The 23226-nt window shown below is 68.9% G+C and carries 22 protein-coding genes; 8 read left to right on the forward strand and 14 right to left on the reverse strand.

Annotated elements, in window-relative coordinates; all coding sequences use genetic code 11:
• Positions 1-54: 54 nt before the first annotated feature.
• Positions 55-1251 (reverse strand): TadA family conjugal transfer-associated ATPase, encoded by a 1197-nt coding sequence (locus ACWEQQ_RS00455; protein WP_452346656.1) that lies wholly within the window; start codon positions 1249-1251, stop codon positions 55-57.
• On the reverse strand, positions 1248-2696 hold the full coding sequence (ssd, locus tag ACWEQQ_RS00460; protein ID WP_452346657.1) for a septum site-determining protein Ssd: 1449 nt from the start codon (positions 2694-2696) through the stop codon (positions 1248-1250). The genes ACWEQQ_RS00455 and ssd overlap by 4 nt, the downstream gene beginning before the upstream one ends.
• A gap of 391 nt (positions 2697-3087) precedes the next feature.
• Between ssd and ACWEQQ_RS00465 the strand changes: the two genes are divergently transcribed.
• A complete protein-coding gene (locus tag ACWEQQ_RS00465) occupies positions 3088-3888 on the forward strand; it encodes an HAD family hydrolase (RefSeq protein WP_379391106.1) in 801 nt (266 codons plus the stop codon).
• A gap of 466 nt (positions 3889-4354) precedes the next feature.
• On the opposite strand, the gene ACWEQQ_RS00470 is transcribed toward ACWEQQ_RS00465, so the two are convergent.
• Genes ACWEQQ_RS00470 through ACWEQQ_RS00490 form a run of 5 tightly spaced genes read right to left on the reverse strand, consistent with a single transcriptional unit; the run spans position 4355 to position 10354 of the window.
• Positions 4355-5101: an oxidoreductase gene (locus ACWEQQ_RS00470; RefSeq protein WP_452346658.1), complete on the reverse strand. Its 747-nt coding sequence runs from the start codon at positions 5099-5101 to the stop codon at positions 4355-4357.
• A gap of 51 nt (positions 5102-5152) precedes the next feature.
• Complete coding sequence (locus ACWEQQ_RS00475) at positions 5153-6841, reverse strand: ABC transporter ATP-binding protein (protein WP_452346659.1); 1689 nt, start codon at positions 6839-6841, stop codon at positions 5153-5155.
• Between the two features lie 5 nt (positions 6842-6846).
• Positions 6847-7824, reverse strand: coding sequence for an ABC transporter permease (locus ACWEQQ_RS00480; protein WP_452346660.1), 978 nt, complete (start codon positions 7822-7824; stop codon positions 6847-6849).
• The gene (locus ACWEQQ_RS00485) at positions 7817-8743 is read right to left on the reverse strand and encodes an ABC transporter permease (RefSeq protein WP_452339709.1); all 927 of its coding nucleotides are present in this window, start codon (positions 8741-8743) and stop codon (positions 7817-7819) included. The genes ACWEQQ_RS00480 and ACWEQQ_RS00485 overlap by 8 nt, the downstream gene beginning before the upstream one ends.
• A gap of 6 nt (positions 8744-8749) precedes the next feature.
• Complete coding sequence (locus ACWEQQ_RS00490; protein ID WP_452346661.1) at positions 8750-10354, reverse strand: peptide ABC transporter substrate-binding protein; 1605 nt, start codon at positions 10352-10354, stop codon at positions 8750-8752.
• 327 nt (positions 10355-10681) lie between these two features.
• Here ACWEQQ_RS00490 and acs point away from each other — a divergent pair, with 327 nt between their 5' ends.
• From acs to ACWEQQ_RS00510, 4 genes are all read left to right on the forward strand, one after another.
• Positions 10682-12628, forward strand: coding sequence for an acetate--CoA ligase (acs, locus tag ACWEQQ_RS00495; protein WP_452339711.1), 1947 nt, complete (start codon positions 10682-10684; stop codon positions 12626-12628).
• Between the two features lie 201 nt (positions 12629-12829).
• On the forward strand, positions 12830-14098 hold the full coding sequence (gene nhaA / locus ACWEQQ_RS00500) for a Na+/H+ antiporter NhaA (RefSeq protein ID WP_452346863.1): 1269 nt from the start codon (positions 12830-12832) through the stop codon (positions 14096-14098).
• Positions 14095-14610, forward strand: coding sequence for a phage holin family protein (locus tag ACWEQQ_RS00505; protein ID WP_452339712.1), 516 nt, complete (start codon positions 14095-14097; stop codon positions 14608-14610). Before nhaA ends, ACWEQQ_RS00505 begins: the two co-directional genes overlap by 4 nt.
• Before the next feature lie 23 nt (positions 14611-14633).
• Positions 14634-15584, forward strand: coding sequence for an alpha/beta fold hydrolase (locus ACWEQQ_RS00510; protein ID WP_452346662.1), 951 nt, complete (start codon positions 14634-14636; stop codon positions 15582-15584).
• A gap of 73 nt (positions 15585-15657) precedes the next feature.
• On the opposite strand, the gene ACWEQQ_RS00515 is transcribed toward ACWEQQ_RS00510, so the two are convergent.
• Genes ACWEQQ_RS00515 through nth form a run of 4 tightly spaced genes read right to left on the reverse strand, consistent with a single transcriptional unit; the run spans position 15658 to position 18953 of the window.
• A complete protein-coding gene (locus tag ACWEQQ_RS00515; protein ID WP_354839071.1) occupies positions 15658-16851 on the reverse strand; it encodes a MarP family serine protease in 1194 nt (397 codons plus the stop codon).
• Positions 16848-17576 carry an NUDIX hydrolase gene (locus ACWEQQ_RS00520; protein ID WP_452346663.1) on the reverse strand — a complete coding sequence of 243 codons (729 nt, stop codon included), beginning with the start codon at positions 17574-17576 and terminating at the stop codon, positions 16848-16850. Before ACWEQQ_RS00520 ends, ACWEQQ_RS00515 begins: the two co-directional genes overlap by 4 nt.
• Positions 17577-17613: 37 nt before the next feature.
• Positions 17614-18276: a TlpA family protein disulfide reductase gene (locus ACWEQQ_RS00525; RefSeq protein ID WP_452346664.1), complete on the reverse strand. Its 663-nt coding sequence runs from the start codon at positions 18274-18276 to the stop codon at positions 17614-17616.
• The gene (nth, locus tag ACWEQQ_RS00530) at positions 18273-18953 is read right to left on the reverse strand and encodes an endonuclease III (RefSeq protein WP_452339808.1); all 681 of its coding nucleotides are present in this window, start codon (positions 18951-18953) and stop codon (positions 18273-18275) included. Before nth ends, ACWEQQ_RS00525 begins: the two co-directional genes overlap by 4 nt.
• Positions 18954-19239: 286 nt before the next feature.
• On the opposite strand from nth, the gene ACWEQQ_RS00535 reads away from it, so the two are divergent.
• Both ACWEQQ_RS00535 and ACWEQQ_RS00540 read left to right on the forward strand, forming a co-directional pair.
• Complete coding sequence (locus tag ACWEQQ_RS00535) at positions 19240-19467, forward strand: hypothetical protein (RefSeq protein WP_081986109.1); 228 nt, start codon at positions 19240-19242, stop codon at positions 19465-19467.
• A gap of 273 nt (positions 19468-19740) precedes the next feature.
• Positions 19741-20415: a Crp/Fnr family transcriptional regulator gene (locus ACWEQQ_RS00540; protein WP_019044571.1), complete on the forward strand. Its 675-nt coding sequence runs from the start codon at positions 19741-19743 to the stop codon at positions 20413-20415.
• Positions 20416-20529: 114 nt separating this feature from the next.
• Here the strand turns inward: ACWEQQ_RS00540 and ACWEQQ_RS00545 are convergent, their stop codons facing one another.
• The 3 genes from ACWEQQ_RS00545 to ACWEQQ_RS00555 form a co-directional block, all read right to left on the reverse strand.
• Positions 20530-21336: an MBL fold metallo-hydrolase gene (locus tag ACWEQQ_RS00545; RefSeq protein ID WP_452346665.1), complete on the reverse strand. Its 807-nt coding sequence runs from the start codon at positions 21334-21336 to the stop codon at positions 20530-20532.
• Positions 21337-21417: 81 nt separating this feature from the next.
• On the reverse strand, positions 21418-21873 hold the full coding sequence (locus ACWEQQ_RS00550; protein WP_452346666.1) for a RidA family protein: 456 nt from the start codon (positions 21871-21873) through the stop codon (positions 21418-21420).
• Complete coding sequence (locus tag ACWEQQ_RS00555; RefSeq protein WP_085996654.1) at positions 21873-22037, reverse strand: DUF4177 domain-containing protein; 165 nt, start codon at positions 22035-22037, stop codon at positions 21873-21875. Before ACWEQQ_RS00555 ends, ACWEQQ_RS00550 begins: the two co-directional genes overlap by 1 nt.
• Positions 22038-22205: 168 nt before the next feature.
• On the opposite strand from ACWEQQ_RS00555, the gene ACWEQQ_RS00560 reads away from it, so the two are divergent.
• Entirely contained in the window at positions 22206-23225 is a 1020-nt protein-coding gene (locus ACWEQQ_RS00560) for an ArsA-related P-loop ATPase (protein WP_364621551.1), read from the forward strand.
• Position 23226: the final 1 nt, after the last annotated feature.

Raw genomic sequence — 23226 nt, forward strand, 5'->3', positions numbered from 1 at the left:
TGGAACGGCGAATTCGACCGGGGCCGGGGGCAACCGCACGAGCCCGGGCAGTCTTCACTCGCGGGGATCATCCCGAGTCCTTTCGTCGAGGAGTTTCCTGAGGAGCACAGCGCCCGGAGTCGGACGGGTGTCGGCGGTCCATGCGGGTGCGATCCGCACCCGGCCGTCGACGGGGGTGACCACGCCGATTTCGCGGAGCGCGCGACGCCCGTCGGGCCGGCGGTGGACATGCAGGATCACCTGGATCGCGGCGGCCAGCTGGCTGTGCAGGGCGGGCGCGGGCATGCCGCCCAGGGCCGCGAGCGCCTCCAGCCGGGCCGGGACCTCGCCGGGCGAGTTGGCGTGCACGGTCCCCGCCCCACCGTCATGGCCGGTATTGAGCGCGGTCAGCAGATCGACGACCTCGGCGCCCCGAACCTCCCCCACCACAATGCGATCCGGGCGCATACGGAGCGCCTGGCGCACCAGATCACGCACGGTGACCTGGCCCGCGCCCTCGACATTGGCGGGGCGGGCGACCAGGCGGACCACATGCGGATGCGGTGGCGCGAGCTCGGCCGCGTCCTCGACGCAGACGATCCGCTCGGCGGGGGCCACCTTGGCCAGCAGGCCCGACAGCAGTGTGGTCTTCCCCGCGCCGGTGCCACCGACCACCAGGAAGGCGAGCCGGGCACGAATGATGTGCTCCAGCAGGAGTTTCGCGTCCGGTGGCACCGCACCGGCCGCAGCCAGCGCGTCCAGACCCTGGGTGGCGGGGCGCAGCACGCGCAGCGACAGGCAGGTGCCGCCGTGCGCGATCGGCGACAGCACCGCGTGCAACCGCACCCCGAAGGAATCCCCGGATGCCGCTTCGGTTCCCGCCAGCCGTCCGTCCACCCACGGCTGCGCATCATCCAGCCGCCGTCCGGCCGCCAGGGCCAATCGTTGCGCCAGCCGCCGCACCGCCGCCTCGTCCGGAAACCGCACCGGGGTACGCCGCAGGCCCCGACCCCGATCGACCCACACCGAATCCGGCCCGGTGACCAGCACATCGGCCACCTCGGGGTCGTGCAGCAGCGGCTCCAGCACGCCCGCGCCGGTCATCTCGGTCTGCAGCAATCGCAAGGCCCGCAACAGATCCGTGTCCGCGAGCACCCCGCCCGCCTCGGCCCGAATGGCCGCCGCCACCCGCGCCGGATCCGGATCCGCCGCCCCTTCCGCCAGCCGCTCCCGCACCCGCTCCAGCAGCTCGGTCGTCACCAGCTCACTCATTGCCGGGATCCCGCAGGTTCCGGCAACGGAGAACCACAGGTCGAACCGTGCGCGCGGGCAATACGCCACCACGAGTGGCCCGGGCCGCCGGGAGGCCGGCAGTAGCGGGGACTCTCGGAAAACAGTGCGGTCAAAGCGGTTTCGGCGGCGGTGCGGAGCGGACCGCGCCGCCGGACGGTCAGGCCCCCGCGTTCCAGGCGCTCGGTCAGGCCCGGCTGCGACGGGACCGCGGTGAGCAGCGGCAGGGTGAGCGCCTCGGCGATGTCGGACGGGGCGAGGCCGCCGGGCGCGGGGCCCCGGACGATCAAGCGCACATTCGGATTTCGCGCGGTCAGGTAGGCCGCGGCGGATTCGGCCGCGGCGATCGAGCGCAGGCGCGCCTGGGTTACCAGCACCACCAGATCGGCCACCTCGAGAACCTGGTCGGTGTGCGGTCCGTGGTCGCTGGACAGGTCCGCGACCACGAGATCGCCGGCCGCCCGGCCGCCCTCGAGGACCGCTCGCACCGCGGCGGGCGCGAGTGCCGCCGCCACCGATCCGTCGGCACGGCTCAACTCGGCCGCATGATCACCGGTCGCGCCGGAGAGCGCCTGCGGACTGAAGACAGCGACGCCGCGGTCGACCACGCAAGACGGAGGCCCGTCGAGGTCCGTTGCGAGCGAGGAGGTTCCGTCCGAACAGAGCGGGACGGGATGAAGCATCGGTGCGGGTTGTACGTGGCAAGCGGCACCGCCGACGGAGCTGCGCCCGAGGGCAATCGGGTCCGCACTCGGCGAGAGCGCGCCGAGTTCGGTTGCGGGAGCGCCTCTTCCGCAGGAGAGTACGGCCAACCCCGCAGTGGCGGGCAGCGCCTCGTGCAGAGCGGGAGCGGAAACGCGGCCGTGTTCGATGGTGAGGTCGGGCCAGCGCAGCCCCGGCGCCCGCTCCAGGCCGAGGAGGAGGTCGAGGCCGCCGCCGTAGGGAGCGCAGTCGACCAGCAGGGTGCGGTCGCGGAAACGGCCTGCGGCCGTGAGGGCTACGGCGGCGGCCAGCACGGAGGCGCCGGATCCCGCGCCCGCACCGGCCACCGCGAGGACCGCGCCGTCGCCGGGGCGCCGGCGGTCGTGGGCGGCGAAGGCGGCGATCAGGGCGTCGGCGGCGGCGGGCAGGGGCAGCACCTGTTCGGCGCCGGCCGCGGTGGCGGCTTGCCAATCGAGCAAACCGGGCTCGCCATCGGTCACCAGGAGAATCCCCGGGCGGCGGGGGTGGGCGGCGGACGCACAGCTATGTGCGGCAGCGGTATCGACGATGATCACGGACGCATTGGTCCAGGAGTGGCGGCCCGGCGGCGGCACGCGCTCGTCGAGCGGGCGGTCGGCCGCGGCGGCGATGCGGCGAATCTCGTCGCGCAGGCGGGGATCGGCGACCAGCGACAGGGCCGGTGGGGTGGCGGCATCGGAGTTCATGCAGGTCAGCGTCGCCCGATCGGAGCAGCGGCGAAAGCGCCTCCACGGCGAGTGTGGATAACACGCGGCCTGTGCAGAACTCGAGAAGCGGGAACGGATCCGGAACTGTCCGTAAATAGAGGACGGCCCCAGCCGGGGGGGGAGGAGGCTGGGGCCGTCGGGTTCAGCCCCGGGGGGTCGGGCTGAACGCGCCTGGACCATGTCCAGGTATCTGCGATACTACACCCAAGCCCCGACCGGATTGCAAGTCCGCCCGGCGAGTCTTTTTCCCGCCCCGACGGCTCGGCTTCCCCCTGGCTAACCCGGATGAACCGGGTCTCGCGGTGACCCTCGCCACGCATGCGGCAGAGGCGAATGAAATGGCGCGGCGCAGAACCATATCCTGGACGACGTGACAGCCGAACGCGGACGAGTCGCCGCCTTCTTCGATCTCGACAAGACGGTGATCGCCAGGTCGAGCGCCTTCGTGTTCAGCAAGCCGTTCCTGGACCAGGGACTGCTCAGCCGGCGGGCCGTGCTGGAGAGCAGCTACGCCCACTTCCTGTTCCTGCTGTCCGGCGCCGATCACGATCAGATGGAGCGCATGCGCGAGCATCTGACCAAGATGTGCGCGGGCTGGGATGTGGACCAGGTGCGCTCGATCGTCGCCGAGACCCTGCACGACATCGTGGACCCGCTCATCTACGCCGAGGCGGCGGATCTCATTGCGGACCACCGGATTCGAGGCCACGACGTGGTGATCGTCTCGGCCTCCGGCGAGGAGATGGTGGCCCCGATCGCCGCGGCGCTCGGCGCGGACCACTTCGCCGCCACCCGCATGGTCATCGAAAACGGCAGGTACGCGGGCGAAGTCGAGTTCTACTGCTACGGCCCGGGCAAGGTCGAGGCGATCGAAAAGCTTGCGGCGCAATACGATTACGACCTGTCCCGCTGTTACGCCTACTCCGACTCGGTCACCGATCTGCCCATGCTCGAGGTGGTGGGTCACCCCACGGCGGTGAATCCGGATCGGGGCCTTCGGCGCGAGGCCACCACCCGTGGCTGGCCGATTCTCGCCTTCTCCAATCCGGTGTCGCTGTGGGCGCGGATCCCGGCTCCGACCACCACCACGGTGGCCGCGACCGCCGCGGTCGGGCTCAGCGCGCTGGCGGCCGGAGCGCTCACCTACCGGCTGCTGCGACGGCGCCGCTGACGCCGACCCGCCGGAAACGCCCGGATGAAAAATGGCGGGACACGCCGAGTTTTTGAAAGTTTCCCCAGGTCTTGATGTGATGGCGGTCACGGGGTAACAATGGAGGCACGGAAGGACGGAAGGCCAAGATCGGATCGGAAGAGAAGATTCGACCTCCCATCCCACCCTTCCCAGCACGGACACCAGGCACCCACGCGGAGCACGCCGCGACAAGGGCAACAGTAGTTGTGGGCCTGCGTTATCCAGGATATCGACGGCAAGGGCCTCGCAATCAATGCGGGGATGAACCGCCGGATGCTGGAGAGCTCGCCGAGGCCGAAGAAAACACAACCAGAAAAGCACGCTTGGTAACCGGGTAGTCCGTGCTAGCGGGCGGTGAGGTCGCAATTCGCGACAACGCCGCCCGCTTTGACGTGTATGGACCCCGGAAACCCGTGGCGTACAGACAGTTTCGTGATCAGGGGGCTTACCCCGAGGCGGCGTCCGCGATCGAGCGGGCCTCGCGGGCGCCGTCTTCGAGAGCGCCACAGGTGAAGATCACCCAGCCGCCGACGCCCTCCGCGGTCCCCATACCGAAGGCGGCCGCGGCGTCGAGGTAGGCCTGGCGGCGGCGGAGCCAGAAGACTTCGGGGACGCCGAGGCTGTGCGGGTCCAGGCCACTGGACACAGCGACCAGGCGGGAGGCGGCCCGGGCGACGATGCCGTCGGCGGTGCCGAAGGGCCGCAGGGAGAGCAGTTCGCCGTGAACGACGGCCGCGATCACCGGGGCGGGGGCCTTCGTACTGGTAATGGTCTGGACCAGCAGGTCCAGACGTTCGGCGACGCCGGGGACATTGCGGGGGCGGCCCAGCTGTTCTTGGTCGTCGACCATGTCGGCGGCGGCGAGCAGGTGCAGGCGGGCGAGAGCCTGGAGCGGGGCGCGCTGCCAGACGCCGACCAGGTTGGTGAGGGCCTCGGCGTCGAGGGCCTGGCCCACGCGCAACGAGCCGGCCAGGATCGGGTCGTCGACGCGGCCGTCGGCGGGGAGATCGATGGTGCCGCCGTCGATGGCGGCGGAGGAGCGGGCCGCGCGGACGGCGGCCTCGGCGGCGGTGGTGGGCCAGCCGCGGCGGTTCGCCCGGTGGCGATGCACCTCGGCGAGGGCGTCGCGGGCCTTGTCGGCGGCATCACGCACGCCGGGCAGGTCGACGAGGGGCTGCAACGGGTCGGTCACGAGGTACGAGGCTACTGCCGGGTATCGGATCGCCCGCCGACACCCGGTCGGTCATCCCGCGAGCAGGTCGCGACCGGGGATGGCGTCGAGCAGGCGGCGGGTGTATTCGGACTGCGGGTGGTCGAACACCTCGGTGGTGGATGCGGCCTCGACCACCCTGCCCTGCTGCATGACCAGGACGTCGTCCGCGATCTGGCGGACCACGGCCAGGTCGTGGGTGATGAACAGGTAGGTGAGGCCGAGATCGGCCTGTAGCTCGTTGAGCAGCTGCAGGATCTGAGCCTGTACCAGCACGTCGAGGGCCGAGACGGCCTCGTCGCAGACCACCAGCTCCGGGGAGAGCGCCAGGGCCCGGGCGATGGCCACCCGCTGGCGCTGGCCGCCGGAGAGCTCGTTCGGGTAGCGGCGCATGACCGAGGCCGGGAGCGAGACCTTGTCGAGCAGATCGCGCACGGTGGCCTCGCGCTCGGCCGGGGTGCCGAGGCGATGGGTGCGCAGCGGCTCCTCGATGGTCCGGTAGATGGAGTACATCGGGTCGAGGGACCCGTACGGGTCCTGGAACACGGGTTGCACGCGGCGACGGAAAGCGAAGGCGGCCTTGGCATCCAGGGTCGCCACCTCGCGACCGTCGAAGGTGACGCGGCCGGCGGTGGGCGGCAGCAGGCCCAGCACCATCTGTGCCACCGTGGATTTGCCCGAACCGGATTCGCCGACGATCGCGGTGGTGGTGCCGCGCCGCAGAGTGAACGAGACATCGTCCACCGCAACGAGTTCGGAGGATCGCCACGGCGCGTTGCCGCGAATGCGGAACACCCGCGTGAGGTGGTCCGCGACGAGCAGATCGTCGGGGGCACTGGCGAATTCGGCGTCGGTTTCGGCCAGCTGCCCGGCGACCTGGACGGCCTGCTCGCGCACCTCGGCCCGCTTGCGCACCGAGGACAGCCGCTGCGAGGCCAGCGAGGGCGCGGAGTTCACCAGTTTCTTGGTGTACAGGTGCTGGGGTTCGCGCAGGATCTGCAGGGCCGGTCCGGATTCCACCACGCGGCCGCGGTACATGACGACCAGGTGTTCGGCCCGTTCGGCGGCCAGGCCCAGGTCGTGGGTGATGAGCAGGACCGCGGTGCCGAGTTCGGTGGTCAGGCCGTCGAGGTGGTCGAGGATCTGACGCTGCACGGTGACGTCGAGCGCCGAGGTGGGTTCGTCGGCGATGAGCAGTTTCGGCCGGCAGGACAGGCCGATGGCGATGAGCGCGCGCTGGCGCATGCCGCCGGAGAATTCGTGGGGGTACTGGTTGACGCGGCGTTCGGCATCGGGCATGCCGGCCTCGGCGAGCAGTTCGACAGCTCGCTGCCGGGCGGCCCGGCCCTTGGCAACGCCATTGGCCTCCAGGGTTTCCCGGATCTGGAATCCGACCTTCCACACCGGGTTCAGGTTGGACATGGGGTCCTGCGGCACGAAGCCGATACCGCGCCCGCGCACTCCGACGATCTCGCGGCCGGTGGCCTTCGACAGGTCCTTGCCATCGAAGAGCACCGAGCCGGAAGTGATCCGGCCGGTGCCGGGCAGCAGGTCGATGATGGCGTGCGCGGTGGTCGATTTGCCGGATCCGGATTCGCCGACGATGGCGACCGTCTGCCCCGGATACACCGTCAGGCTCACCCCGCGCACCGCCGGGACCTCGCGCCGGTCGGCGGTGAAGGCCACGTTCAGATCGCGGACCTCGAGCAGTGGTTCGGTCATGGCGCTCACCTCTTGCGGGCCTTGGGGTCGAAGGCGTCGCGCACGGCGTCGCCGAGCATGATGAAGCTGAGCACGGTCAGCGCGAGCGCGGTGGCCGGGTAGAACAGGATGGCCGAGGTGCGAATCTCCTTCTGGTCCACCGCGATATCCGATCCCCACGACACGGTCTGCCGGGTGAGCCCGACGCCCAGATACGACAGCGTCGCCTCGGTGACGATGAAGACACCCAGCGCGATGGTGCTCACCACGATGAGCGGCCCGGCCGAGTTGGGCAGCACGTGCCGCACCAGCGTCCGGAATCTGGAGACGCCCAGGGCCTTTGCCGCCGTGACGTACTCGCTGTTCTTCGATTCGATCACCGCGCCGCGCACGATGCGCGCGGCCTGCGGCCAGCTGAACGAGGCCAGCGTGAGCATGACCGTCCACACCGTACGCGAGGCGAGCAGCTGCATGAGCACGATGGAGGCCAGCATCAGCGGCAGCGCGTAGAACACCTCGGAGATCCGCGACACCACCGAATCCAGCAGCCCGCCATAGTATCCGGCGATCGCACCCAGGGCGCCGCCGATGAGCACGTACATCAGCGTCGCGCCGACACCGGTCACCACCGAGGCGCGGGCGCCGTAGATGGTGCGGGCGTAGATGTCGCAGCCCTGCTTGTCGAAACCGAACCAGTGCGCCCCGGACGGCTTCTGCATGCTGAAGTCACCGTTGCAGTAGCGCGGATCCTGGCTGGTGAACAGCTGCGGCCACACGGCGACCAGCACCACCAGCACGATCAGTACCGCCGCCGCGAGGAAGATGGGATTGCGCCGCAGCTGCCGCCAGGCGTCCCGCCACACGCTGGTGGGGGCGGTGGTCTCGTCCAGGGTGTCGGTGGCCAGGACCTGGACCTCGTCCGGCGGCGCCACGAAATGCTCCTGGCCACGGCGCATTTCGCGGACCGCGGGTTGCCGGCTGTCGCGGGCCTCGGGTTCAGGCATAGCGGATCCTCGGGTCGAGGGCGGCGTAGAGCAGGTCGACGATCAGGTTGGACAGCAACAGGATCACGATCAGCACCGTCACGAAGGCCACCACCGTGGGCGGTTCCCCGCGCGTAATGGCCTGGTAGAGCGTGCCGCCGACGCCCGGGATATTGAAGATGCCCTCGGTGACCACCGCGCCGCCGAGCAGGAAGCCCAGATCGGTGCCGAGGAAGGTGACCACCGGGATCATCGAGTTGCGCAGGATGTGCACCACGATCACCCGCCTGCGGCTGAGTCCCTTGGCGGTGGCGGTGCGCACGAAGTCGGCGGTCATGTTCTCCGCCACCGCGTTCCGGGTCAGCCGCAACACGTAGGCGAACGACAGCGACGCGAGTACGAACGCCGGTACCAGCAGATCCGTGAAGCTCGCCTTCGCCCCGACGGTCACCGGTGCGATGCCCCACTTCACGCCGAGCAGGAACTGCGCGAGGAAGCCGACCACGAAGATCGGCACCGCGATGATCACCAGGCTGAGCACCAGCATGGTGGAGTCGAAGAGCTTGCCCTTGCGCAGCCCCGCGATCAGCCCGAACGTCACGCCGAAGACCGCTTCGATGCAGACCGCCATGACGGACAGCCGGAAGGTGATCGGGAACGCGCGGGCGAGCTCGTCGCGCACCGGCCGACCCGAGAAGGACGTCCCGAAGTCCAGCGTGACAATGCCTTTCAGGTACTCCAGGTATTGGATGAAGAACGGCTGATCCAGGTGGTAGCGAGCGCGCAGGGACGCCTCCACCGCCGGGGTCATCTGCCGGTCCCCGGCGAGCGCCTGGATGGGGTCGCCGGGGATCAGGAAGACCATCGCGTAGATGAGCAGCGTCGCCCCGAAGAAGACCGGGATCATCTGGAGCAGCCGCCGGACGACGTACCACACCATGCCGGGCTACTTCTCGATGTTCTCGAAGTCGAACAGCCCCGACCAGGAGACAGGCGCCTGCTTCACCTTGTCCGAGCGCCCGGCCGCGACGTTGTAGTCGAAGATCGGGATATCGGCCATGTCCCGGAACAGCACGGTCTGCGCCTGCGCGATGCCGTCATACGCCTGTTCGGGTGTGGCGGCGGCGAGGGCGCTGTTGAGCAGCCGGTCGAATTCCGGGCTCTTGTAGTGCACGTCATTGGTTTCCGAGGTGCTCAGGAACAGCGCGGTCAGGTATTCGAACATGGACGGGTAGTCGCCCTGCCAGCCGTAGCGGAACGCCTTGCCCACGTTCTCGTGCACGATCTCGTCGCGAATGTTCTTGAACGTCGGGTAGGGCGCGCCGACCGCGTCGATGCCGAGGGTGTTCTTGATGCTGTTCGCGGTGGCCTCGATCCAGGCCTGATGACCGCCGTCGGAGTTGTAGGCGATCTGGAAGGTGCCCGACCACGGCGAGATGGCGTCGGCCTGCGCCCACAGCTTCTTGGCCTCGTCCGGATTGAACTTCAGCACTTCGGAACCCGGCAGGCCGGCGCGGAACCCGGGCAGGGTGAAGGCGGTGAAGTCCTGGCAGGGGACGCGGGTGTTGTGGAAGATGTTGGCGGCGATCTGTTCCCGGTTGATGGCCATCGAAATCGCCTTGCGCCGCAGCACTCCTTCGGGTCCGGAGAAGTGGGCGACATTGGGCTGGATGCCGATGTGCTGGCTGTAGGCGATGGGCTTGTGGATGGCCCGGTCGCCCAGGTCCTTCTCGTAGGTGGCCAGCGCGGTATCCGGGATCACGTCCAGGCCGTCCAGATTGCCCTGGAGCAGGTCGGCGTACGCGGTGTCCATGTTCGCGTACATCTTGAAGCGCAGGCCCTTGTTCTTGGCGGGCCGCCCGCCCTTGTAGTCCGGGTTGGGCACCACGTCGATCTGCACATTGTGCTGCCAGGCACCGGCGCCGGCGAACTTGTAGGGGCCGTTGCCGATCGGGTTCTCGCCGAAGGCCTTCATGTCCTTGTAGGCCACGGCGGGCAGCGGATAGAACGGCGAGAAGCCGAGTTCCAGCTCGAAGTCGATGGACGGCTGTTTGAGGTCGACGGTGAAGGTGTGGTCGTCGACCACCTTCAGGCCCGACATGGTCTGCGCCTTGGGCGGATTCGCCGCGACGTCGTCGTACCCGACGATCGGGGTGAAGACCCAGTTCTGCAGCTGCGCATTGGTGCCCAGGGCGCCGTAATTCCACGCGTCCACAAAGGATTTCGAGGTCACCGCGGTGCCGTCGGTGAACGTCCAGTCCGGCTTGATGGTGATGGTGTAGTGCTGGCGGTCCGGCGTGACGATGGACTGCGCCATCTCGTCGTGCGGAGTGCCGTTGGCGTCGTAGTACTTCAGCCCCGCCCAGAGCCGGTCGACCACGCGGCCGCCCATGTTCTCGTTGGTATTGGTGGGCACCAACGGATTCTGTGGTTCGGCGGCGTTCACGGTGACGTAGTCGGAATTGTTGTCCTCACCGGAGGAGCATGCGGTCAGGCTGAGGCTTGTGGCCAGTGCCGCCACGGCGAGCGCGGTGATCGTCTTGATTCGCAACGCGTTTCTCCCATCCCAGGAAACGGTCGGCCTCGGGGTGAATCGGACATTAACGATCGCGGCCGATGTTGTCAGCGGATCGAAACGGGAATGTTCGGCTTGTTAGCAATCCGGCAACATGGGGCATCCGAATGGGAGACCCTACGTGACACAGTGCACAGCAGCGGGGACCCCGCGTTCACGGTTCGGTCATGCCGCCGATGGGAGCCTCGTCACGACCGCCCACCGATCGAGACGGCGAAACACGACGCAGGTCACAGTCGGTTAGGGTCGAACGTGGCCGCCGTCACCCCTACGCGGCCTGCACGCGAGAGAAGAAGAGACGAGATGACCGAAACCACCGCCGACCACCTGGATGCCTATCCGCCCAGCGCTGAGTTCGCGGCCGCCGCCAACGGCGACGCCTCTCTTTATGCTCGAGCCCAAGCGGACCGGGACGGGTTCTGGGCCGAACAGGCACGGCGCCTGCACTGGCATCAGCCCTTCACCCAGGTGCTGGACTGGGACGACGCGCCCTTCGCCAAGTGGTTCGCCGACGGCAAGCTCAATGTCGCCTACAACTGCGTGGACCGGCACGTGCTCGACGGGCACGGCGACCGGGTCGCCATCCACTGGGAGGGCGAGCCCGGCGACTCCCGCGACATCACCTATGCCGAGCTGCTGGCCGAGGTGTCGCGTGCCGCCAACTACTTCACCGGCCTGGGGCTGGCCGCGGGTGATCGGGTCGCCATCTACATGCCGATGGTCCCCGAGGCCATCGTGGCCATACTGGCCTGCGCCCGCCTGGGCCTGACCCACTCGGTGGTCTTCGCCGGCTTCTCCCCCAGCGCCCTGCGCCAGCGCGTCGACGACGCCGCGGCCAAGCTGGTCGTCACCACCGACGGCCAGTGGCGGCGCGGCAAGCCGGCCCCGCTCAAGGCGGCCGTGGACGAGGCTCTCGCCGAGGGTGATTCGACCGTCGAGCATGTACTCGTGGTGCGCCGCACCGGCATCGAGACCGAGATGACCGAGGGCCGCGACCTGTGGTGGGACGAGACCGTCGCGCTCGGCTCCCCCGAGCACGAGGCGCAGGCCTTCGACGCCGAGCACCCGCTGTTCATCCTCTACACCTCCGGCACCACCGGAAAGCCCAAGGGCATCCTGCACACCTCCGGCGGCTACCTGACCCAGGCCGCCTACACCCACCACCACGTGTTCGACCACAAGCCCGGTCAGGACGTGTACTGGTGCACCGCCGATATCGGCTGGGTGACCGGGCACAGCTACATCGTGTACGGCCCGCTGGCCAACGGCGCGACCGAGGTCGTCTACGAGGGCACCCCGAACTTCCCCGACGAGCACCGGCACTGGCAGATCATCGAAAAGTACGGCGTCACGATCTATTACACGGCGCCGACGCTGGTGCGCACGTTCATGAAGTGGGGCCGCGAGATCCCGGATTCGCACGACCTGTCCAGCCTGCGGCTGCTGGGTTCGGTGGGCGAGCCGATCAACCCGGAGGCCTGGCGCTGGTACCGGGATGTGGTGGGCGGCAACAAGACTCCCATCGTGGACACCTGGTGGCAGACCGAGACCGGCGCCATCATGATCTCGCCGCTGCCGGGCGTCGCCGCGGCCAAGCCGGGCGCGGCCATGACCCCGCTGCCGGGCATCTCCGCGAAAGTCGTCGACGAGGAAGGCAATCCGGTCTCCCTCGGCGAGACCGAGGCCAACGGCTACCTGGTGCTCGACCAGCCGTGGCCGTCCATGCTGCGCGGCATCTGGGGCGACAACGAGCGGTACCAGGACACCTACTGGTCCCGCTACGCCGAGAAGGGCTGGTACTTCGCCGGTGACGGCGCCAAGCTCGACACCGACGGGGACCTGTGGGTGCTCGGCCGCGTCGACGACGTCATGAACGTGTCCGGCCACCGCATCTCGACTGCCGAGGTGGAGTCCGCGCTGGTGGGCCACTCCGGCGTCGCGGAGGCGGCGGTCGTCGGCGCGTCCGACGAGACCACCGGCCAGGGCATCGTGGCGTTCGTGATCCTCACCGCCGAGGCCACCGACACCGGCGCCGATCTGATCACCGAACTCAAGGCCGAGGTCTCCCGCGAGATCTCCCCCATCGCCCGCCCGCGCGAGATCCACGTGGTGCCGGAACTGCCGAAGACGCGTTCGGGCAAGATCATGCGCCGCCTGCTGCGCGACGTGGCCGAAGGCCGCGAACTGGGCGACACCTCAACCCTGGTGGACCCCAACGTGTTCGAGTCCATCCGCGCCGGCAAGGCGTAAACGGGCAGACCCCGAAGCGGCCCCCTGATCGGCGATCAGGGGGCCGCTTCGGGTACGGGGTAGTCAAGAAGTTCCGGGCAGACCGTTAGAATTGCGCAAAAGGTGTGCCGGGAAGTCTGGTCGGCATGCGGTTGTGCCGTCGGTCCCTGGAGTGGTGTAGCACGCCGCTTTCTCGTCGACCGACCGAAAGGCTGCACCGTGATCACTCAGGTCCGTTCCGAGCTGACCCGCTATCTGAGAACCGAAACCTTCGGCGGCGCACTGCTTCTCATCGCCGCGGCCGCGGCGCTCATCTGGGTCAACTCACCGTGGGGCGCGAGCTACACGACCATGGTCGACACCAGGCTCGCCATTCCCGCCCTCCACCTCGACCTCACGCTGGCCGACTGGACCAAGGACGGCCTGCTGGCCATCTTCTTCTTCGTGGCCGGGCTGGAGCTCAAACGGGAGCTGGTGGTCGGTGAACTCGCCGACCGCAAACGCGCCACCCTGCCCATCGTGGCCGCCGTCGGTGGTGTGGTGTTGCCCGCGCTCATCGCCACCGCCGTCGGCTGGGGCGCGCCGGGCATGGACCGCGGCTGGGCCATCCCGGTCGCCACCGATATCGCCTTCGCGCTGGCCGTGCTCGCCATGACCGGATCGCGGATTCCGGCCGGCGCCCGGGTGTTCCTGCTCAGCCTGGCCGTGGTGGACGACCTGATCGCCATCATCCTGATCGCCGTCCTGTTCACCACCACCCTGAAGATGCTGTGGCTGCTGGTGGCCGTGCTGTGCCTGGCCGGCTGGGCGCTGGCCCAGCGCTTCCGCCTCGGCAGCCCGTTCATCTACGTCCCGCTGGGCCTGATCGCCTGGTACTCCCTGCACGAGGCCGGAATTCACGCCACCCTGGCGGGCGTGGCCTGCGGCCTGCTCACCCGGGTGCGACCGGATCCCGGCGAGGACGAGCACCGCGTGCCCGCCGCCCGGCTCGAGCATTTCTTCCAGCCCATCTCCGCCGCACTGTGCGTACCGTTGTTCGCGCTGTTCGCCTCGGGCGTTCCGCTGGATGCGAGCGTGCTGTCGAAGCTGTTCACCGACCGGCTGGCGCTGGCCATCGTCCTGGGCCTGCTGGTCGGCAAGACGGCCGGCATCTTCGGATCCAGTTGGCTCGCCGTCCGGTTGGGAATCGCGGAACGACCCGATGATCTCGGTTATCGGGACATGTTCGCCCTGTCGGTACTGGGCGCGATCGGCTTCACCGTTAGCCTCTTGGTGGCAGAACTGGCCTTGGAAGACGTCGGCGACGGGTCGGCCGCAGAGCTCGCGAAAGCGGCGGTGTTGCTCACGTCTTTGGCGGCTTCCCTGGCGGGTTCGGCGCTACTGTTGCGTCGGGGCCGTGCTCACCAGGCACGACGTGACGAGCGGGCACTGCAAAATCAAGAGCGACACCGGACAGTACTACCGGGACATGGAGAAGGGTCGAGCAATTGAGCTTCACACAGGGCGGTAACGGCTACGACGGGAACCGCACCCGCACCGTCACTTCGATTCCGCTGTCCGATGTCGACGCCCATCAGTCGGCGACCTTCGGCACCTTGGTCCGCGACGCGACCGAGCAGATGTCGACCCTGGTGCGCGCCGAGGTGGAACTCGCCAAGGCCGAGGTCACCGGTGAGATCAAGAAGGGCCTGCAGGGCAGCGTCTTCTTCATCCTGGCGCTGACCATCCTGCTGTTCAGCTCCTTCTTCTTTTTCTTCTTCCTCGCCGAACTGCTCGACATCTGGCTGTACCGCTGGGCCGCGTTCCTGGTGGTGTTCCTGTTGATGATCGCGGCGGTCGCGGCCTTCGCGCTGCTGGGCTACCTGAAGGTGCGCAAGCTGCGTGCGCCGGCGAAGACCATCGAGTCCCTCAAGGAGGCGAAGAGCGTGCTGCCCAGTGGTTTCGGCCACACCGACGGGGAGACGGCCGAGGTCTCCGTCGAACTCGGCAAGCCCCGGACCTAGACCTTCGATTACGCTCCATCGGCGTGTCGTCGAATTCGCATCCGGATCCGTCCGCAGTCCGCTATGACGGGCCGTGGTCCCATCGGGACGTGCACGCCAACGGCATTCGCTTCCACGTGGTCGAGGCCGTGCCCGCCGGGACGGCCTACACGGACCCGGACATGCCGCTGGTCGTGCTGCTGCACGGCTTCGGCGACTTCTGGTGGTCCTGGCGCCACCAGCTGACCGGGCTGGCCGCACGCGGCTTCCGCACGGTGGCGGTGGACCTGCGCGGCTACGGCGACACCGACAAGCCACCACGCGGTTACGACGGCTGGACCCTCGCCGGTGATGTCGCCGGCCTGATCCGCGCGCTGGGCCACACCGAGGCGACCCTGGTCGGGCACGCCGAGGGCGGCCTGGTGTGCTGGGCCACCGCCGTTCTGCACCCGCGGGTGGTGCGATCCATCGCGCTGATCAGCTCCCCGCATCCGGTGGCGCTGAAGCGGGCGGTGCTGCGCGACAAGCCACAGCGCTCGGCCTGGCTGCCGGACTTCCTGCGCTATCAGGTGCCGCGGGTGCCCGAGGCCCGGCTCACCCGCGACGACGGCATCGCGATCGAACTCCTGCTCCGCGACCGGGTGGGCGAACGCTGGTCGGCCACCGAGGAATTCACCGACACCGCCCGCCGCATGCGCACCGCCATCCGGATCCCCGGCGCGGCGCACTGTGCGCTGGAATATCAGCGCTGGGCCTTCCGTAGCCAGTGGCGGCCCGACGGCCGGCGTTTCATGGCGGCCATGAGCGAACCGGTGCCGGTGCCCACGCTGGCCCTGTACGGCGACTGCGACCGGTACATCCTGCCGGGCACCATCCGCCGCGGCCGGCAGCTCTCGCCGCAGCGCCGGGTGGTGGCCATCCCGGACGCGGGTCACTATGCGCACCAGGAGAATCCGGAGCCGGTGACCGCGGAGATCGCCAAACTGCTGGCCTGACGGGGCTCTCCGATACGGAAGAACGGCCCCGGCGAATCATGTTCGCCGGGGCCGTTTTTCCGTTCTTCCAGGCTCAGCTCAGCACACAGCTGCCGGTGCCGACCGCCGTCGATTGACCTGCCGCCGAGCTCAGTTCGGGCCGCACCTCGTCGAGGGTGAGCACGTACCCGGTGTCGTCGTCGGTGACCGCCGCGCCGAACACCACGCCCAGGATCCGGCCGTCGGTGTCCACCAGCGGGCCGCCGGAGTTACCGGCCCGGACCTGGCCGCGAATGGTGTAGACCTCACGCTTGACGTCGGCGTCGCGGTAGATATTGGGACCCTTCAGGTTCAGGGTCTCGCGCACGCGGGCCGCGCTGGCGGTGTAGCGCCCGCCGCCCGGGTAACCGAGCACGATGGAACTCTCCCCCGAGCCGGCGTCGGCCGGAGCCAGGTCCAGCGGCTGCGCGTTCAGGCCCGGCACCGCCAGGATCGCCACGTCCTTGGACGAGTCGAACAACACCACGGTGGCGGGCAGCGACCCGCGCGCGGTGTCCACGCTGACAGTGTTGGTGCCCGCGACCACGTGCGCATTGGTCATGATGCGCTCCGGGGCCACCACGAAGCCCGAACCCTCCAGCTGCCGTTGGCAACTGGGCGCGATGCCGCGGATGCGCAGCACGCTGCCCTGCAGCTGCTGGGCCACCGGCAGCTGCAGCACGCTGGGATCGGGCGGTTCCACGGCGGTGATCGGGACGTGCCCGAACGGGCCGATGACATCCGGCAGCCCGGAGGTGTTGAGCAGGTTGGAGAAGTCGGTCGGCACCCGCCGCAGCCAGTCCGGCGCGACATGGTCGACATTGCGCAGCACCTGGGAGTTGGTGACCGCGGCCGCGATTCCGGGCTGCGAGGAGTTGGTCAGCGGCAGCGCCAGCAGCCACGCGGTGGCCAGCACCGCCACCGCCTGCAGGCCCGCGCCCACCACGCTGTCCACGCTGCGGGTGAACGGATCCCGCATGCCGCCGCGCGCGGCCCGCCCGAGCACCATGCCCGCGACCTCGCCGACGATCACCAGCGCCACGATGAGCAGCACGCCCACCAGCACCCGGGTGCGGCCCTCGTTCAGGTGCTTCAGGATGTGCGGCGCGATCAGAATGCCCGCGACCGCACCGAGGATGACGCCCAGGAAGGCGAGCGCCGAAGCGACCGCGCCCTGCCGCCACCCGGAGGTCGCGGCCAGCAGCGCCAGAATGATGATGCCGAGGTCGAGCCAGCCCGAGGCGCTCATAATGTCATCCCTACCGCGGCCAATGCGGCCTGCAGATCACGTACATCGTGATGGTCCCATTCGCGTTCCCACCCGGACACCGCCAGCAATCCGGCGAGCACCCCGGCTGTGAACCCCCACACCAGCATTTCGTCCACGGTGAACGCCGGGCCCACATAGCCCAGTGGATGGCGCACCACGAAACGGTTGGCCGGATCGATGAGCTCGGACAGCGGCACCCGCGCCACGCGGGCGGCCTCCGTCTCGCTCACCACCCCCACCTCGCCGGGGGTACGCCAGTAGGCGACCACCGGCGTCACATCGAACCGCGACGGCGGCACGAAGATCTTGGGCAGCACCGCGATCGGCTCCACGCCGGCGGGATCGAGCCCCGTCTCCTCGCGCGCCTCGCGCAGGGCGGTGCTGATCGGGCCGTCGTCCTGCGGTTCCACCCCGCCGCCCGGGAAGGCCACCTGGCCGCTGTGCTGGCGCAGGGTGGCGGCACGCTGGGTGAGCAGCACGTCGGCATCGGCCGGAAGCCCGCCCGGCGCAGTCGAATCGGGCTCGGGGGAGCCGCCGAAGAGCACCAGCACCGACGCCTCCCGGGCCCGGGTCGCCGCGGCGGCGAAGCGCCGCATGGTGCTGCGGCGCAGCACCGGGTTCACGCCGGTGGGATCGGCCGGGTCGTGCTCGGCCACCCCGCGCAGCCACTCCGGAATGCCATTGGCAGACGCCTCGAGTCTCATCACCACACCCTTGTCGAAAGATCCATTCGTCCAGCCCTCACGCCCTGACCCCCAATTCGGCCGCGACGGTGGCGGAAATGTCCTCGACGCTGGTGAACGGGCGCACCACGACTTTCGCAACGGTGCCGTCGGCGCGCAACAGCACCGAGATCGGCAGCACGGCGGGCGCGCCGACCGCGGTGCGGACCCTGGCATTCGAATCCTCGACCCCGGGCAGGTGGATGCCGAGCCCGCTCAGCCGCGACAGCGCCTTGGCGGTCCCCGGATCGCTGTGCACGGTCAGCACCGTGAGCGCGTTCCCGGCCTGCTGCGAGAACTGTTGCAGCAGCGGCAGTTCCTCCGCGCACGGACCGCACCAGTAGGCCCACAGATTGAGCAGCGCGGGCTTGCCGGCCAGCGCCGCAACCAGATCCACCGGCCGGCCGTCGGCCAGGCAGTCCAGCGTGATGCCGCGCAGCGGGCCGTCGCCGACGGGCGCGCCGGTGGGCACGGGACAGGCGGCCAGCGCCGCCGCGGCCCGATCCGAGTCGGCGACAGCCGGTTCGGCGGGCCCGGTGGCCGTGGTCGAGCCGGTCGCGGCGCTCTTGTCGTCGGAGTGGGTGAACTGCGGCCACAGGGCGACCGCCGCCGCCACGGCGACGATCACCGCCGCCAGCGCCCATTGCCACCCGGTGTTGCCCCGCGCCGTCTCGGCGCTCACAGGCCGACCAGCTCGAGAAGATGCTCGGTCTCCGGGCCCTTCACCAGCTTGGCGGCCTCGGTCGGATCGGTCGGCCCCGCGCCGAAGGACGGGCAGTCGTTGGCCAGCAGGCACGCGCCGCACGCGGGCTTGCGCGCATGGCAGACGCGGCGGCCGTGGAAGATCACCCGGTGCGAGAGCATGGTCCAGTCACGGCGCTCGATCAGCTCGCCGACGGCGTGCTCGATCTTGACCGGGTCCTCCTCCGCGGTCCAGCCCCAGCGCCGCACCAGCCGCCCGAAATGGGTGTCGACGGTGATGCCCGGGACATCGAAGGCATTGCCGAGGATGACGTTCGCGGTCTTGCGCCCGATGCCGGGCAGGGTGACCAGTTCGCCGAGGGTGCCCGGCAGTTCGCCGTCGAAACGCTCGACCAGTTCCTGGCCCAGCCCGATGAGGGAATTGGCCTTGTTGCGGTAGAAGCCGGTGGGCCGGATGTACTCCTCCAGCTCGGCCCGATTGGCTTCGGCGTAATCGCGTGCGCCGCGGTACTTCGCGAACAGCGCGGGTGTGGTGAGGTTCACCCGCACGTCGGTGCACTGCGCGGAAAGAATTGTGGCGACCGCCAATTCGAGGGGCGTGGTGAAATCCAGCTCGCAGTGCGCGTCGGGGAACTCGATGGTCATTTCCCGGTACATACGCCGGGCCCGCCGGACCAGGCCGATCCGAGTCTCTTTGTCGCGCTTGCGCGCTTTGGCCGGACGCGAAAACCGTGGCGCATCCGAGACATCGACCGGAGCTCCGTCAGGGGTCGCTTGAACGCCCGAATTATCCGGGTCTGCCCCGCTCACGGCCGCGTTGGATTCAGAGACACGCACGCCCCCACCTTACGGAACCACCCCTGCCCCACAACCGGGCTGAGTACCCGCCGTGTTCCATCTGAGACCTTCGGCGTGTTTACTGCTGCCTATGCAAGGACTCGCTGTGGTGCTGTTTCCGATAGCGCTGATGCTGTTCGCGTTGGTGATGGAACGGGTCGAGAATCGACTTCGCAAGCTTCTCGAACCAGACCCAGAGGTCCAGCAGTATCTCGATCGAGCCACGAATGCCGAGGTCAGCGATCTGACCAAGCTGGGTTTGCCGGCCGCGGCGGCGCGTCCGCGGCGCGCCCGGCCCGCGGCCAAGGGAATGGACGTCGCACAGGCCAGCTGATCCGCGCGGGTCGGTGGTCGAGTGGTCCGGTGGCTTTCAGCTCCGGACCACTTTTTACGATCTTCATGACGCAGGTCTCACGGCGTGTCGTAGATTGCTTATGAAGCGTGTCGCGAAACCGTCGTTGTGTGTCGCTTACTGCGGCTCCGCGTGTCTGAGAATGAGCTCGGCGCGTGGTGTCTATCACTACCCGGCGGTATTGCAAAGTAGACTGCACTGTCGGCCGAGTCGTTTCGGTCCAGGACAGAGCCATTTCCCATAAGGAGCACATTCGTGGACGAGGCCCTCGCCAGAGCAGGCATCTTCCAAGGCGTCGAGCCCACCGCGGTGGCCGCTCTCGCCAAACAGCTGCAGCCCGTTGACTTCCCGCGCGGCCACGTCATCTTCAACGAGGGCGAACCCGGCGACCGGTTGTACATCATCACCTCGGGCAAGGTGAAGATCGGCCGCCGCTCCCCCGACGGTCGTGAGAACCTGCTGACGATCATGGGCCCGTCGGACATGTTCGGCGAGCTCTCGATCTTCGACCCGGGCCCGCGCACCTCGACGGCCACCACCGTCACCGAGGTCCGCGCGGTCACCATGGACCGGGACGCCCTCAAGGCGTGGATCGATCAGCGCCCCGAGATCGCCGAGCAGCTGCTGCGGGTGCTCGCCCGCCGCCTGCGCCGCACCAACAACAACCTGGCCGACCTGATCTTCACCGACGTTCCGGGTCGTGTCGCCAAGGCGCTGCTGCAGCTCGCTCAGCGCTTCGGCACCCAGGAGGCGGGCGCGCTGCGCGTGACCCACGACCTCACCCAGGAGGAGATCGCCCAGCTGGTCGGCGCCTCCCGCGAGACCGTGAACAAGGCGCTCGCCGACTTCGCGCACCGCGGCTGGCTGCGGCTCGAGGGCAAGAGCGTGCTGATCTCCGACTCGGAGAGACTGGCCCGCCGCGCTCGCTGAGCGGCGACAGCTACATACGCGAGGCGCGTCGCCACCCCCGTAGCGGTGGCGACGCGCCTCGACGTGTAGAGGACCGAACTCTTCGGATCCTCCGGGGCTTCGGCCCTGAAACCCCTATTCCTGTGAACGCAGGTACGCCAGCTGCGCTTCGACCGAGCTGTGGGCGGCCGGCCAGAGGCGCTTGTCCACATCGGCGTAGACCTCGGCGACGATCTGCAGTGCTTTGGCCTTGGGGCCGAGCTTCTCCAAGGCGGCGCGGACCTGGTTCAGGCGCTCCTCGCGGTGGGCGATGTAGTAGCGGATGACCGGTTCGGCGTCGGCATGGTCGGGACCGTGGGCCGGGAGCAGGGTGCGGCCGGGAGCGACCGCCACGAGCCGGTTCAGCGAGTCCAGATAGGCCGCCAGCGCGCCGTCCCAGGATTCCAGGACGGTCGTACCGCTTCCGAGGACGGTGTCACCGGTGAGCAGCGCTTGCTCGCCGTCCGGGCCGTCGAGCAGGAAGCTGAGCGAGTCCTCGGTGTGCCCGGCGGTGGCGAGCACCGTGATGCGCAGCCCGGCGACCTCGATGACCTCACCGTCGGTCAGGTGGGTGCCCGCGCCGCGCAGGAACTCGGAATCCTTGGCGCGCACCGCGGTTCCGGTGGCCTTGACCAGGTGGTCGATGCCGCCGGTGTGGTCGTGATGCTTGTGGGTGATGAGGGTGAGGGCGATGTTCCCACCGGTCTCGCGCACCAGCGCCTCGGTGTGCGCGCGATCCTTCGGACCCGGGTCCACCACAACGTATTCCGTGGCGCCGGGAGCGCGCAGCAGCCAGGTGTTGGTGCCCTGCAATGTCATTCCGCTGGGATTGTCGGCCAGCACGACGGCGGCGGACGGAGTCACTTGCCGCAGTTGCTCGTACGCGGGGTGAGTGAGCGTCATTGTTTCGTCCTAATGCACCGAGCGTGATGCGTCCAGAGTTGAACGCATCACGCTTCCGACTGTGCCCCAAGCATTTCGGGGTTACCGCACCTCGGCGATGAGTTCCACCTCGACCGGGGTGTTCAGGGGCAGCTCGTTGACGCCGACCGCGGAACGGGCGTGCACCCCGGCCTCGCCGAGCACCGCGCCGAGCAGCTCGGACGCGCCGTTGATGACCAGCGGCTGGCTGTTGAAGCCGGACGCGGAGGCCACGAAACCGACGACCTTGACGATGCGCACGACATTGTCGAGGCCGACCAGATCGTGCACGACCGCAAGGGCGTTGAGGGCGGCCAGCTTGGCCATCTCCGCGCCCTGCTCGACGGTGACCTCGGCGCCGAGCTTGCCGGTCAGCGGCAGCTCGCCGTTCACGAACGGCAACTGCCCGGAGGTGTAGACGTAGTTGCCGGACCGGACGCCGGGCACGTACGCCGCGACCGGCTTCGGAGCCGTCGGCAGTTCGAGCCCGAGCTCCTTCAGGTTCTCGGCCCAGGACATCAGCTCTTCGCCCGCTTCAGGTAGGCGACGTGCTGTTCACCGGTCGGTCCGGGCAGCACCGTGACGAGTTCCCAGCCGTCGGAACCCCACTGGTCGAGAATGGCCTTGGTGGCATGGGTCAACAGGGGCACCGTCGCGTACTCCCACACGGTCACATCACTCATGCGCTGAGACTAGCCCGGCCAGGTTCCCCCAGTTCCCCAGGCCCGCCGACTACGCTGCGAGATCAGGAAATACGAGTTTCCAGAGTGGTGTATCAGACAGTTGCCGAGTCCTGTGGGCAGGAATTCGGAACGAGTTATAGGCTCGCGAGCGTGGGAGTACCGATAGCAGTGCCCGTTTCGGTTGAGCCGGGGGTCGAAGCAGGTTGGCCGGAGCGGGCGGACAAGGCCCGCCTGCACTACGTTTCCGGGAAAGGGGGCACCGGGAAGTCGACCGTCGCCGGGGCACTGGCACTGGCACTGGCCGCCGGGGGGCGCCGGGTGCTGCTGGTCGAGGTCGAGGGCAGACAGTCCATTGCCCAGCTGTTCGATCTCCCGCCCTTGCCGCCCACCGAGACTCGCATCGCCACCGCGGACGGCGGCGGCGAGGTGATGGCGCTGGCCCTCGATGTCGAGCACGCCTTCCTCGAGTACCTCGACATGTTCTACAACCTGGGCTTCGCCGGGCGCGCCATGCGCCGGGTGGGCGCCATCGAATTCGTCACCACCATCGCGCCGGGCCTGCGCGACGTGATCCTCACCGGCAAGATCAAGGAATGCGCGGTCCGCGCGGACAAGTCCGGCAAGCCCGCCTACGACGAGATCGTCATCGACGCGCCCCCGACCGGCCGCATCGCCAGCTTCCTGGACGTCACCCAGGCAATGGCCGAGATCGCCGGCGGCGGTCCCATCGCCGCGCAGGCCGAGGGCGTGTCCAAGCTGCTGCACTCCGAGCAGACCATGATCCACCTGGTCACGCTGCTGGAGGCGCTGCCGGTGCAGGAAACCGCCGACGCCGTCGCCGAACTCACCGCCAACGACCTGAATATCGGGACGGTCATCGTGAATCGGGCGAGCGAGGGCTACCTGCCGCGCTCGGTGCGCGAACAGGCCGCGCAGGGCACGGTCGACATCGACGCCCTGCGGGCCGGACTGACCGAGGCCGGGATCAGCCTGTCCGAGACCGATTTCGAGGGCCTGGTCGCCGAGACCGTGGAGCATTCCGCGCGGCTGGCCGCCCAGGACGAGAGCGCCGCCGAACTGGCCCAGCTCGACATCTCGCGGCTGTACCTGCCGTCGCTGACCGACGGCATGGATCTGGGCGGGCTCTACGAGCTGGCCGAAGTCTTGAGCGCGCAGGGGGTTCGCTAGT

The sequence above is a fragment of the Nocardia sp. NPDC004123 genome, from assembly GCF_053603795.1.

Excerpts from the sequence above, each read along its gene's own strand:
- ACWEQQ_RS00545 (WP_452346665.1), bottom strand. The coding sequence starts at position 21,336 with ATGACGCTCACTCACCCCGCGTACGAGCAACTGCGGCAAGTGACTCCG.
- nth (WP_452339808.1), bottom strand. The coding sequence starts at position 18,953 with ATGTACCGGGAAATGACCATCGAGTTCCCCGACGCGCACTGCGAGCTG.
- ACWEQQ_RS00520 (WP_452346663.1), bottom strand. The coding sequence starts at position 17,576 with ATGAGACTCGAGGCGTCTGCCAATGGCATTCCGGAGTGGCTGCGCGGG.
- ssd (WP_452346657.1), bottom strand. The coding sequence starts at position 2,696 with ATGAACTCCGATGCCGCCACCCCACCGGCCCTGTCGCTGGTCGCCGAT.
- ACWEQQ_RS00550 (WP_452346666.1), bottom strand. The coding sequence starts at position 21,873 with ATGTCCTGGGCCGAGAACCTGAAGGAGCTCGGGCTCGAACTGCCGACG.
- ACWEQQ_RS00455 (WP_452346656.1), bottom strand. The coding sequence starts at position 1,251 with ATGAGTGAGCTGGTGACGACCGAGCTGCTGGAGCGGGTGCGGGAGCGG.
- ACWEQQ_RS00555 (WP_085996654.1), bottom strand. The coding sequence starts at position 22,037 with ATGAGTGATGTGACCGTGTGGGAGTACGCGACGGTGCCCCTGTTGACC.
- acs (WP_452339711.1), top strand. The coding sequence starts at position 10,682 with ATGACCGAAACCACCGCCGACCACCTGGATGCCTATCCGCCCAGCGCT.
- ACWEQQ_RS00515 (WP_354839071.1), bottom strand. The coding sequence starts at position 16,851 with ATGAGCGCCTCGGGCTGGCTCGACCTCGGCATCATCATTCTGGCGCTG.
- ACWEQQ_RS00480 (WP_452346660.1), bottom strand. The coding sequence starts at position 7,824 with ATGCCTGAACCCGAGGCCCGCGACAGCCGGCAACCCGCGGTCCGCGAA.
- ACWEQQ_RS00475 (WP_452346659.1), bottom strand. The coding sequence starts at position 6,841 with ATGACCGAACCACTGCTCGAGGTCCGCGATCTGAACGTGGCCTTCACC.
- ACWEQQ_RS00485 (WP_452339709.1), bottom strand. The coding sequence starts at position 8,743 with ATGGTGTGGTACGTCGTCCGGCGGCTGCTCCAGATGATCCCGGTCTTC.